The following is a 12,723-nucleotide window of genomic DNA, read 5'->3' as shown; positions in this document are numbered from 1 at the left end:
CAATTTGCTGAGGGTAAACGACGACACTCATCACTTGTATTGGTATGCGAGATCATAATCCCCATACTATACAGGTGTGGGGTCTTGTGTCAGTTTATTTCAGCAAAGGTATTCCAGAACCTCTATTCGAATAAACCGGGCAGCTCCACACTTTCTTTTTGTAATCATGCCAAGTCGGGGCTGGGTGGCAACAATGTTTACTACCATGCCTAAAACTACCGTACACACGATCTTGCAAGAAATTGGCATTCGCGCATTACGCGAGTATATCTACAAGCACCTCCCTGCACCGGATTTCCACTCGCACGATTTCACAAGGAACTTCGAACGTCATTTTACAACCCAGTATATTCAAATGCAGGGGCTATATGCACGTAAGAGCACAATTGAAGCACGGAATATGACAATATCTTCCGAAATCGGAAAATTCCTTGGTCGGAATAGTGATTTGTTACAAATTGAGAAAGGTCCCAAGCGCATATCTATCAATATGAATGGCAAAAAGTCTCCGGCTCGTATATGGCATAAAACTTCGCAATTATGAAACGTCTACTTTTACTTACAATCCTAATCGGCTTACTGTTCACCAGCCCTAACAGTTTCGCCCAATCATCCAAACCCAAACGCGCCACCATTAAATACGAGAATGGCGTCAAATATGTCGGAGAAATCCGGAAAGGCAGTCCCAAGAAATATTCAGAATACGCTCTGATTCAAAAAATTTTCATCGGAAGGAAGAAGCTCAAACATGGCAAGGGCATTATGTATTTTGCCAACGGGGATCAACTCGACGGAGAATGGTATAACGATCAATGTAAACGCGGAACTTACAAATTTGCCTACGGAGATATTTTTGAAGGAGAAATTAGCGAGAGTTCCATCCAAAATGGAAAGATGATTTTTTCTTCCGGCCTTGGAACGATGATATTTGCCTCCGAGGGAGATATTACGCTGGGATATAAGATATGGCACTACCCGGCTAATTGCAGTTTTACAGGAACAATCAAAGATAAAAAACCTTATACAGGCACTTTTGATTGCACATTAACAACGAAAGATGGGGATAGTTTTACTGGAAGGCTATCCGACGGGCACTTCGGGTACGGTAAAATCGAATATGCCAGTGGCGACACATTCGAGGGAAATTTCATATCCGACACTCCGTCAAGCGGCAAATATCGCTACGCAAGCATCACGGAAATAACAAGAGCTAATCACAAATGGGAAATTCCAGCCGGATGCGTTTTTGAGGGTAATATCGTCCCATTTACAGGAACAGTCAACATGGAAATTACCAATGCGGATGGAGATAAGTTTGTTGGAAAACTCAATAATGGCGCACCGGACGAGGGAACAATGGTTTTTGCCGCCACAGGACATACCGAAACGGGAAAATGGAAAGACGGATTATCTCCAAAGGAATATGAAATCAAACTAAAAGCTGAAACAAAGGCTTGGCTGGATGCACAACGGAAAGCCCGAGAGGCGCGACAACAAAAAGAGGAACAAGCAAAGGTTCAAAAGCTCGCCCAAGAGCAACAGAAACAACAAAAAGAGGAGCAACGAAAAAAATCTCTGATTCAAAAATATGGTCAACGATACGGCTCGCTTATTTATCAAGGAAAACTCGAACTCGGCATGACCCAACAAATGTGTCAGGAGGTAATTGACATAAAATCATACGATATAGGAAAAAACATGCGATCCGGGCATAGGGTTGAAACATGGACTTTCAATAAGGACAAACAAGACATGCAAGTCGCCGCAGCGATGACGCAACTTTCCGGCGAAGAAGCAATGGCTTTAACCTTACTGATGGGATTTGCCGACAGCGTAGGTGCATCAACGCCCAAATACTCTATTTTAGTTTTCACCGACGGGAAATTGACAAGCCTTTATTAACCAAATACCATGAAACGAATAATCATCTCTCTGCTGTGTATAATAACGGTTCTATGCGGATATTTTTTAATTCACAAAAAAACCGCATTTATCAATACGAGAACGGAAACAAACTCCACACAGCAGCCGTCAGCCCCTTCACCGTTAGAACAACTGAAAACCCAATTCAAACAGCCGTTTAAAGGGCGTGTTTTTCAGGAATTGGTGAGCATGAGCGGATCCCTTAACAGCATTTTATATTGTGACACATTAGATGTTGCACAAAGAGCAAGTATCCTATCAAAAATAACGAATAAGCCTTATTCAGAAATGAATGCTTTGGTTTCGGAGGTAGATCGTTGTATCTCGGAATGCTGTGATTCTCCATGCTTTGCCGCCATACAAGATTCTATTATCTATTCCTACACCGACGAAACTCTCGATGTATACTGGTATTACAAAGTTCAAGGACAAGATTCAGTCTTAATGTTCAATATGGCTGAATATAAAAAAGATTACCCGGAATTATATTTTCTCGAAGACCTTACAACCGATGCAAGCATGTTGGATTGGGAAGCTATGACAACTGCATTTGTAGCATCAGCACGGCAATCCTCCCAACTGGACAACTCAATATACAAAGCGACCTTTGAACAGATCTACGCAATGGGATTTATTGTCGGATTAAACGATGGAGATTGTACCGCACAACAATTTTTCAAGCATGCAAAACAAACGGCGGGTATGACACCCCAAGAAATTTTAACCGAGAACTACCAAAACGACCTTCCGGAAATGGACACTTTCGGTCTAATTAAACAAATACATGATCCTCAAGAATTTTATGATTTAATAACTGGCGATCAAAAGGATTTCGGATTCTATTTTATGCTGAAAGGATATGAAGCTGCAATCCGCGTGTTAGGATGTGATGACTTAATCCGAAAGAAATACAATAACAACCAACAAAGAATAGTTCAAAAATGCCGCGAATTATACTCCACAGCGTATTCTTCGTCTTGTAAAGAATAAACTTAACGTACTGCATAATTACTAACTTGCATTATTATGGGACTAATTGTATCTATAACTTTAGTATTAGGCCTCATATTTTATTGGGAAGGCCGCCGATTATATAAAGAGACTGAAGAACATTCGAAACTACAAAGAATTGCAATCACGATAAAATTGGGAGGCATAAGCTATCTCAAATCACTCTTTATGCTTGCATGCCTAATAGCACCCGCTGTTATTATGTACTTAATAGGAGATGCTATTAAAGACCTTTATGATTTTTCAAAAGATTTCAAGGAAAACCCCTCTTTAACGGACCTTATCGACTCAATCAATCATCTACTTCTCTCTATTGGGGCAGGACTCGCCATTGGAATAGCCGTAACTGCTTTTTGTTTAGGATTGTTAATCATCTATCGCACCCGAAAATTGGAGAAAGACGAATAAATTAACCTTCCATGGAAGAAACCACACCAACCTTTATACAGGAATATTTCGGTGAATACGGTATTATGGGGTCAATTATCGTGATTCTGTTGTTCATCATAGGATTTTTGTACTTAAGACAGAAATATCCAAAAATGACTTTAACAAAAGAAGCCCCGGAAGAAACCCCTGCCGAAGAACCGGAACCAGAACCTCTTTTGATTCATTGCCCGGCTTGCGGCACTGAAGTTTCCCGCTATGCTCCGGCATGCCTTAAATGCGGACATCCGATATGCCCGACCGAATCAACACACAATGAAACCATTATCAATGTCCAACCGGAGAAGAAAGAAGACCGAGGCGGTTGTTTATGGTCTTTATTGGGACTAATCGTGCTAATAGTGGCTTCTATCTTCTTTAATTTCATCGGCTATTTCATTGCGCTCATTATTTTAGCTCTTTGCAGGGTATTCAGTGCAGGTGAGGCTATTTTTCTATTTATCGTAGGCTTAATTCTCACATTATTACTACCCATTCTCGGAATCATATCTTTAGGAGCATTATTTTTATCATAAAGAAATTAACGAACCTTAAACAAACAATCATGAAAAAAATTATTTTAATCCTTGTGGGGCTGGCATTGTGCCTCACTGTAGCAGCGCAAGAAAAGGCAAAAACTACGAATGTGCAGGGATATGCTTTGGCAATTGACAATGCGTTTTATTCTTTCAAAGAAAGTACGAAAGCAATCACCGATCAAAATTCTCGGAGGGGATTCGATATGCAGTTCTTCTTCACCCAAAAAGCAGATTATCCTATTATGGGAATAGCCAACATTGCTGGAGCAGGTATGCTTTTCACTGTCCGAAATACGAAGATCGCAAAGGAATATTCAGCAAATAGCACTGTCGTATTAGAATGTATTGGTTTGGACAACACGAGCCCGTTTAATATTATATTTGACTTCGGAGACAGTGCCGAAGATTTCTGTTATCCATGGAGCTTCACGCTGAAAGCTTCTGATATGATGGTAACAGCAAGTTTCCGAGACAAAGATGGAATAAAACTGGTTTCAGAAGACCCCGACTATAAAGAAGTATTTAAGGTATTGCAAGCCAAATACAAAGAACATTACAATATTAAATAATCTTGCATAATTCATCATAATTTTCCCTTCGTATATAATTTCGGTCTCGGATAAAGCACATAGTTATAAGTTGTTATCCAAATCCTTTCCGAATCTTTATCCCGACCATTCTTAGTTGTCCCGACCTGCCGCAACCCGGCAGGTCGCTTTGTTAAATCCCGACAGAAGATACTGCGACGCGATTTCGGCCCATGTAGTCGCACTCTCGATAAAATTCATTAACCGCCTGTTTCGAGCCAATGTATAGGGCTTAAATAAGCAAGCCGCAATGATGGTCTCCAGTACATAGCGGCTGAATTGACCTGCGTATTCACAGCCGGAATGTATTACCCCCAAAAACAAAATCACATGAAAAACAAAGAAGAAATCAGGCTCTACCTCGACACCCAATTCAGCGCATCGGAAGACGACATGGTGCAAATCGTCCGGAACGATTTCGACCGCATTTTGAATAGCGCGGCATCTTGCGCCCTAATTACGGTCGAGGGTACAATGCCCATCTTGGCGGAACAACTCCGCACCGAATTGGAAGCCCGGCACATCGAAGCCGACCTCGACGTGATTGTAAAAGTAAGCTATCATCCTGTATCGGAGATTAGTTTCGACGACCTATGCAGCCTCTTAACCGTCATCCACGAATTTGCCCCGCAGGTAAATATCGTCTGGGGTTGCGGCACGGATGCAAAACTGGCTGAAACCGACATTTCGATTCTGTTGCTGATCGGGACATCGGCGGAGTAAAATTTGCATGACCTGCCAAAACATATTGGCAGGTCATTTTTCATTGCACCATAAGGTAATTTATAGCTAAAAAGAACAAAATATCTAACTTATTATTCAGTTGCAAAAAAACTTTCAGTTTGGCATATCCTCAATTCTATTTAAATTTTTCAATTCTTCCGGCACAATAATATTCATCTTAAAAGCATTAATATTCGAATGATTACAATATTTATCATAAAGATTTTTGATTACAAAAAGATCAAAAACTCCCAATATAAATGCCCCAATTAATGATATTGACTTCTTTTGGAGAAAACAATCTATTCCTTCGGTAGATGGCAATACTAAATAGCAAGCAAGACACACCAATAAAATAACAGTTATTCCACCAACCCAATACCATGTTTTCAAACGCCATTTACAAATTTGTTTCTTTATATAGTCATTTCTATCCCGTTCTCTATTCTCATTTATTAATTTAAACCGTTTACGCTTCTCGACTTCAATATCAGACGGTTTCGATGACAGTCGTTCTAATTTTTTCAAAACATCTTCAAACCGAGCAATGCGCTTATCATCCTCTTGTTTTTGTTTGTCAGCCTCTTCTTTCAATTTTTGAACAAACTGTTTACTATCTGACTCTGCAATTTCATTTAATTCCTCAATATTTTTGAGTTGATGAGTTGTAATACGTGTCGCAATCCGCAGAATGTCTTTGTCTGATATTGAGGCATCTTTGTATTTCTGAATATTATCATCCAACTCTTTTATAATGGATGCTTGCGGTAAAGATGAATTTAGAGTACATGATATCAAAGCATTCAAATTCGTATCAACAACGCCATCTGTCAAATCGCCATTTCCAATATCTGGTTTAATAAACCATAACACACATAATAATTCGTCAGCTCTAATTATTTCTGGCTGATACCCTCTTAACTTATAGCCTACATAATCTGAGTTATCATGATTTATAGCATTATTTACAAACCAACAATTTACATCCTCAAAATGTTTTATTTTCTTTTTACCACGCTTCTCTCGCACATAATACAATGCCATAATATCGTGTAATGCTGCAAAATCAGTATTTCTGATCTTCTTAAATTCTGCATATTCCGTACTACTTTTAGCCAAATTCTGATATTTAACAGTGTATGGAATTTGAAGAATACTATATTCATCAACTAAAATATTCTCCAGATTATCAGCAATTCGCTCTAAGTCATTTCTATTAAGGTTGCGGCGTTCACATGCTTTATAAATATCTTCTGGATTAATGAGTTTAGGAAGAAACGATTTATCAAAATATTCGGCTTTTTTCAATAATAAATCTGTCGTTTCTTTGATTGTTTCTTTCAAAACACGCAAGGAATACCCGAAACTTGATGCTATTTTCAATAATTGTCGGCAAGTAGTAGTAGACTCTGGAGTATTAAGATCAAGTAAACTAACTATAAAATTCGTGTCTAATAAAAGCTCTACATCAGACATCATTTTATCTTGGGGTTCATATTCAGAAAGATAGCAAGATAAAATAGAGCCTAAATAAATTTTTCGAATTACCTCGTAGCAACCGGGGATATTTCTGAAATATTCCACAAATTGGGCCTCTATAGAAAATTTACTCCCATTTACACTATAATCTCGATTTGCAAGATAATTCGATATTTTGAGTTTATTCAGATTTACAAAATCAAATATTGTATTGTATGAATCTTTTTTAACATCATTAATATCGCAAAACTGCTTAAACATCGTTTGCACCAATTCGACTTGTTGACGATTGGTTTCATAGATATCATTAAACTCTTCAAATGAATAATTCTTAATCCAAAAACTACCATCTCGATATACTTGTAGTTTTAGTTCTTCAGAAGTATTGATTTCTTGTCCGATTTTTAATAAAATCTTTTCTAAAACAGCAGGAGGAAAATCCAAACCAAAGTATTGGCAAATCCACGTAGATATTTCAGTTATAGACGCGCCTTTATAAACACCAGATTGAGTTATTAATTTATATAACGCATATTTTACTATCGGGACAAATATCTCAACAGAGCTATTCACAAAATTGCCCGAATTCCGGATTTGAGCCAAAAGACTATAAGTAATAACCTTGCTTGCTTCCATAATACAAAAGAATTTTCCTCTAAAATATTAAATTTAATGCGAACAACAAAGAGTTAGAGGATGAAACTACTATAATACCAAGTTTTTACTGATAAAATTCCAATCATTTCGGTTTATTTGTTGATGACAAGCGTTATATGAAACACTAATAGGAGCTACTGCGACGCAATTACAGCTCATATAGCCACAAACCTGATAAAATTCATTATCCGCCTGTTCGGAGCGACTATATAGGCCCAAGCACAGCAACTAACCAACAGCCAAATACTTAACGACTGAGATTGAAATTTTTCGAATAGCGACCATTTATGTACCACTTGTGTACCACCGCCATTTTTCGGACTATATACCACAAAAGAAAAATCCTCGATATTCGATTGAATATCAAGGATTTTTCATCAGTCGGGGTGACTGGATTCGAACCAGCGACCACACGCCCCCCAGACGTGTACTCTAAAACAGAGTACAGCACTTATTTTCAACGCATTATCCTTTTATCAAACGTGGCGGTTGACTTCTCGGTTGATTTAACAGTCAAAGGTTAAACATTAGTGAACTATTGATGATAAGCTATCTTCTTTTGCATATTTGCAGTCAAAGGAAAAACGCCGCATTTTTTCGGCCCTCTTTCCCTATTCTTTAAGATACGACGCAATTTAACTCCAAACAAATTGCAGTTATTTCAAATCTTTGGCTTTAATGCGCACGACCTTTCCGTCACGCACGACCACCAATTCGCCGTCCTCTTTCTTGGTTTTCTCAATCAGACGCTTTCGGGCAAGTAGAATCCCTGCATTGATTTTCTCCTGCATTTGTTTTATTTCAACCTCGCTCATAATCCGAAATCATTTTATAGGATAACGCATCTTCGACATGGATTGTTATATCTTTTTCACCCGATGCAATGATTTTAATTTCTGCGTCTGCCGAACTATTATCGTATATCGCCCAGAAATTACAAATCGGCGTGTAGAGTGTTATAAGGTTCTTAATGCCGTTTGCATAACGACGGCGAATGACATCCGACGGGATATTGTGCCCGCCCTCGCTTACTCGTGTCGCTACACGCTCAATAGCTTGTTCGGGCGTAGGTAGCCAAAAATAGAGTAAAGTTACAAAGTAGCCTTTTGCCTGCGCTCGCTCCACAAACTTTACATAGGAACGAGTTGCCAACGTCGTTTCAAATGCAAAATCCGCACCTTCGGCAAGCAAATCATCCATTCGTCGCAACATTAGCCGTCCTGCTTCGATTGCCACACTTTCGGGATTGAACGGCGACAACCCCTTTGCTATTTCGTCGGCATTGACGAACTCTTTACATCCCAGCATTTCGGGTAACACGGTATAGGATGCAGTCGTTTTCCCTGCACCGTTACAACCTGCTATGATATAAAGTTTCGCCATATCCTTTTGACAAAGATAGCTATTTTCGTGCTATCTCCCATTTTTCAACTGGATAAAAAATCAGACCAACTTTTTCAAAGGGTCTATTATAAGCCCCCTTGTCAAAGTCGGTCTTCCTAACTTGTGGAGAAAAACGCGCGGGAAAATTTCCCCTCCTGCCGCTTTTCTGTTTTTACCAATTTTCAGTAGCTTTTGTTGTTTGGTCTATATTGATAATTCGGCTGGTAAATAGAATTGATCAACATTTGTTAAGGGAATAATTTTAGTTTGAGAATGATAATCTGATAGAACGGGTCTAATATTCTGAATTAAATTTTCTGCATTGGGATCTTGAATATAAATCGTCCTTAAATTTTTCATAGCATCAAATAATGTTCGATCTATATTTCTGTTGAAAAAAGGAAATGTATACCCAATTACCACTAATGAAACAGCGTCTTGGGTATTCCCTTCCAAATTAAGCCAATATTGTTTATTTTTTTCAGAATCATCTTCCCACGCAAAGGACAATTTACAAGAATTATTATCTTTATTTAAATTTATGACATAATAATTTAATAATTCAATCAAAATAGATTCGGTTAGTTCCTGATCTGCGCCTTTTCCGCAAAATGCCCCTAATGACCTCATTTCTCGAAATGTTGCAGAACCATTTATTTTGAATATGCTGGGATTGAAAAATGGAGGGATACTATCTCCTCTACTTAGTAGTCTCAAATTTGTAATCAAATCTTTATCCAACTTATCATCTAAATATTCTTTATACGCGATCTCAAATTGACTGTCATAATTCCATGTAACAATACGAATTTCGTCAGGAATGGTCAGTTGCGAGGTTAATATGTTGGCAAGAAATGTATCATACCGATTATCTGGTTTATTGATTATCTGTTCAATGATGAAATATAGAGCCAATAAACATTCGACTTTTTTATAAAGTTCAAATTCTTTTTTGAGCCAAAGTTTTTTTGCGAAAGTATCTATTGTGGCATGAGAGGCACATTCTTCTTGTAACCATTTCAAATCTTTGATAAACATCTCTCGTGCCGATGTAACTCCCATGCCGCCAAATTGACCGAGAGGAAGGATAGTCTTTTCAGACAATTCTGCGAGTTGAATGGTTTCCAATTTTTTGATTATGTAACCTATTCTCTCTGGTATTTCTGTAACAATAGGTAGTCCTTCTGTAATTTTATATGCAAGAGCAGCTGGATTAATAAATGTAATTCTGCCATGATTTTTATCTGCTTCTATTTCTTCGGCTCTACTTATTCGTTTGCCGAAACTTGCACCTGCACCTAATAAATAAACAACTTTACTCATAAATTTAGTAGTTTTATCTATCTAAATTATGAAAAATTTTGTCGATCATCAAAATTATATGAACTGCTCCAAATACTTTTCATTAAACCCAACTAACGGGAATTTGAAATCTTTTTGCGTTCCGTCCGTTGCCGTATATGTAAAGCTAACGGCGTCACTTTTGTTGTGAACGGCAAACAAGTTTACGCTCTCTGCGGAATTTGAAAACTCAATAACGTTAGGCATGATTAGCGTTATATCTCCGTGTATATCGTCCAACGGACAAGACATTGAAACTATCGGCTTCCCTCGTCTTTGGAATGTCATTTTTACGGGTTGCTGCTGGTCGATGTCCAATGCAAAGAAATAGTAAAAGGTAAACGGGACGGTTTCATCTTCTTTTCTCCCGACGAATAGGCAAACTCCGTCATAATCATCATAGGATACGGATTTGGCAATATAGGATATTTGGTTGTCGTCCCGTTTCTCCTTGCCTGCTTTTCATTCTGTTTTTGGTGTTTTTCTTTTCATTTTAGCTAAAATTTATATTATTAAATAAATCTCTGATTATGACATAAATATACGAAAAATTTATGAGATATGCAAGTAAAAAAGAAAGGACAAACTTGTGCAGAGGGTCTATAAGTTAACCCTTTTGCACAAGTCTGTCCCTCTGACTATTTTGTTTAGTAAATCAGTTCATAAGAAACCGACCCGCAATCTATTCTTGCAACAGTGCCATCGTCATTTAATGTGTAAACGCCAAAATCATCGCTTTCCGATTCTGACTCACCTGAATAGGTGATATTAGCCTTATTAGGTAATTTAGCACTTTGCCTGCCATAGAATCCCAACAAATCAAGTGGTTCAAGTACGTCTATATATCCTCCATCAATATAAAATAGGTCAATATTAATGGGTGTGGCTGTTTGGGAATAAGAGTATTTTACCGTCGTTATGTCAGTGCCATCTTCATAATAATCGGTGAGTTTGGATTCTACAAGGTTTCCGTCTCTCCATGTACATTCGCTCACTCTTACCCGAGATTCATTATAACTATAACGTTGTTCAATACGTTGTAAATAACCGTTTTTATCATATTCAAGTGTGTAATAAATTGCCCCGTCCTTTTCATCATTGTCCTCTGTGACTTCTGTTACATAACCGTATGAATTCAATTTACATGTATAAGTCCTGTCGCTACCTTTTACAGTTAACGAATTTCCATTGTAGGTAAATTCATAAGAATCATTTCTCAAACCGTCTATTTTTTTAACACGATTCTCGGAATCATAGGTTATAGTGGTTGTCCATGATTCGTCCCATTCAGCACGAAAGACTATCTGTTTAACCCATTTTTCGGGAGTAGGCGCTTTCCCGCCATTGTCATCATCATCGGAGCAAGCCGAGAAAGAAACTGCCGCAAACATAGCAGCCACGATAAGAAACAACTTTTTCATAATTGAATAAGTTTAGGTTGTCGCTCCAGCACCACCGCGACGGTTAATGTTTTTGATTTAAGTAAACAGAAAGCGTGGTGCCGAAAACTTACTTAAACTTGCAGGTCGTAGGAAACCTTGGTAGATAAATAAGCAACAGCCCCACGCCTATACCCACGAATGGATATGACGCGAGAAGATGTTGACCTATTCTCTCTACCTTTCCGAATTTCCTACGTTCGCAAGTTGAGAACAAGTTACACTTTCCGTGTTTGTCGTATGTGCCACAAAGATAGACAAGACAAACTAAAAAGCAAAACATCTTTCCGATTTCTCGGAACTGTTGCAGATTGAATTATAAAGAACAAGCCGACATATTCCCTCAAATCGGGAGTTGCAAATTATTCCAACCCTCAATTATTGAGAATATGCCAGCACGAAAACGAAAATTAGGGGTAGTAAAATCTTGTAGAGATTACAATACCCCTAATTTCTGTAATTTATGCGTTCCAATAAAAGAAATACGGTTGTAGTTTTACTCTCCTGCAATTTTCCGTATCACGCTGTCCATACAGATAGACTGTCCGCTGGCTAATCGTCCCCACCAACAGCAACCGTATTCGTCGATAATAATCTCTCCCTCCCGTTTCAGTCGTTCGGCCAGCCATGAATCAATCAGCCACCATTCCATAACATCGCCCACAAAGGGATAGATATATTCTTCGGGTAGCAAATTCTTGTTGAGCATTTCATCCACGACTGCGGTTTGATTTGTCAGTATGCAGTTCTCCACCAATAGCTGTGCTGTCATTGGATTCCTTGTTGTGCGGCTATGTTACGAAGCCATTGATTAGCAAAGGTTGTGTGGCTGGCCTGCAAGCGAGGATTCAACGCTATTCCATCTTCCGACCATCTGACGCTCTTTTCCTCGATACCGCAATAGTCATTACGATAGTAGTACGGGATAAATTGCTGAGTTTCATTGTGCAGGGCAAAGAGCATTTCGGGGTCTCGCATGGCATCGCCGTTTTGCTGTCCGTAATGAGCCAGCGAAAAGAAGTCGTACTGGTCGATACGGCCGATTAGTTCAAGATGGACGGGCATATAAGTACCGTCCGAGTTGTCAATTTTGGTTGTCTGTAAAGCTAACATGCTGCGGAAAATCCCCGCGGCTCTCCTGTCGAGTGTTTTCATTGATAAAACGGTTTTACATTTGACAAGGGAGAGGGGGCTTTAGTATAGAGTAGGCGTGTG

At 38.7% G+C, this 12,723-nt stretch carries 13 protein-coding genes; 6 read left to right on the top strand and 7 right to left on the bottom strand.

Annotated elements, in window-relative coordinates; all coding sequences use genetic code 11:
• The first annotated feature begins 540 nt into the window (after positions 1–540).
• From ACGHP5_RS09230 to ACGHP5_RS09205, 6 genes are all read left to right on the top strand, one after another.
• A complete protein-coding gene (locus tag ACGHP5_RS09230; RefSeq protein WP_390566340.1) occupies positions 541–1,902 on the top strand; it encodes a hypothetical protein in 1,362 nt (453 codons plus the stop codon).
• Positions 1,903–1,911: 9 nt separating this feature from the next.
• A complete protein-coding gene (locus ACGHP5_RS09225; protein WP_130065260.1) occupies positions 1,912–2,913 on the top strand; it encodes a hypothetical protein in 1,002 nt (333 codons plus the stop codon).
• Between the two features lie 36 nt (positions 2,914–2,949).
• Positions 2,950–3,342 carry a hypothetical protein gene (locus tag ACGHP5_RS09220; RefSeq protein ID WP_130065262.1) on the top strand — a complete coding sequence of 131 codons (393 nt, stop codon included), beginning with the start codon at positions 2,950–2,952 and terminating at the stop codon, positions 3,340–3,342.
• 11 nt (positions 3,343–3,353) lie between these two features.
• Entirely contained in the window at positions 3,354–3,896 is a 543-nt protein-coding gene (locus ACGHP5_RS09215) for a hypothetical protein (RefSeq protein ID WP_178611852.1), read from the top strand.
• A 29-nt stretch (positions 3,897–3,925) separates the two neighbouring features.
• Entirely contained in the window at positions 3,926–4,468 is a 543-nt protein-coding gene (locus ACGHP5_RS09210) for a hypothetical protein (protein ID WP_022332314.1), read from the top strand.
• Between the two features lie 348 nt (positions 4,469–4,816).
• A complete protein-coding gene (locus ACGHP5_RS09205) occupies positions 4,817–5,209 on the top strand; it encodes a hypothetical protein (protein WP_022332286.1) in 393 nt (130 codons plus the stop codon).
• A 114-nt stretch (positions 5,210–5,323) separates the two neighbouring features.
• On the opposite strand, the gene ACGHP5_RS09200 is transcribed toward ACGHP5_RS09205, so the two are convergent.
• The 7 genes from ACGHP5_RS09200 to ACGHP5_RS09170 all read right to left on the bottom strand — a co-directional run bounded on the left by ACGHP5_RS09200 (position 5,324) and on the right by ACGHP5_RS09170 (position 12,663).
• Positions 5,324–7,324 carry a hypothetical protein gene (locus tag ACGHP5_RS09200; protein WP_022332285.1) on the bottom strand — a complete coding sequence of 667 codons (2,001 nt, stop codon included), beginning with the start codon at positions 7,322–7,324 and terminating at the stop codon, positions 5,324–5,326.
• Between the two features lie 677 nt (positions 7,325–8,001).
• The gene (locus tag ACGHP5_RS09195) at positions 8,002–8,160 is read right to left on the bottom strand and encodes a hypothetical protein (protein WP_171024741.1); all 159 of its coding nucleotides are present in this window, start codon (positions 8,158–8,160) and stop codon (positions 8,002–8,004) included.
• Positions 8,147–8,728, bottom strand: coding sequence for a zeta toxin family protein (locus ACGHP5_RS09190; RefSeq protein WP_390566336.1), 582 nt, complete (start codon positions 8,726–8,728; stop codon positions 8,147–8,149). The genes ACGHP5_RS09195 and ACGHP5_RS09190 overlap by 14 nt, the downstream gene beginning before the upstream one ends.
• A 204-nt stretch (positions 8,729–8,932) precedes the next feature.
• Positions 8,933–10,051 carry a hypothetical protein gene (locus ACGHP5_RS09185; protein ID WP_390566334.1) on the bottom strand — a complete coding sequence of 373 codons (1,119 nt, stop codon included), beginning with the start codon at positions 10,049–10,051 and terminating at the stop codon, positions 8,933–8,935.
• 665 nt (positions 10,052–10,716) lie between these two features.
• Positions 10,717–11,490: a hypothetical protein gene (locus ACGHP5_RS09180; protein ID WP_390566332.1), complete on the bottom strand. Its 774-nt coding sequence runs from the start codon at positions 11,488–11,490 to the stop codon at positions 10,717–10,719.
• Between the two features lie 514 nt (positions 11,491–12,004).
• Positions 12,005–12,280, bottom strand: a complete 276-nt coding sequence (locus ACGHP5_RS09175; protein WP_390566330.1) for a hypothetical protein — start codon at positions 12,278–12,280, stop codon at positions 12,005–12,007.
• Complete coding sequence (locus ACGHP5_RS09170) at positions 12,277–12,663, bottom strand: DUF6908 domain-containing protein (RefSeq protein ID WP_390566328.1); 387 nt, start codon at positions 12,661–12,663, stop codon at positions 12,277–12,279. Before ACGHP5_RS09170 ends, ACGHP5_RS09175 begins: the two co-directional genes overlap by 4 nt.
• Positions 12,664–12,723 lie beyond the last annotated feature (60 nt).

The sequence above is a fragment of the Alistipes sp. i18-0019-D1 genome (assembly GCF_042852885.1).
Classification (GTDB): Bacteria; Bacteroidota; Bacteroidia; order Bacteroidales; family Rikenellaceae; genus Alistipes.
The sequence above is the reverse complement of the archived record's forward strand: the minus strand, read 5'-3'. Positions and strand labels throughout refer to the sequence as shown.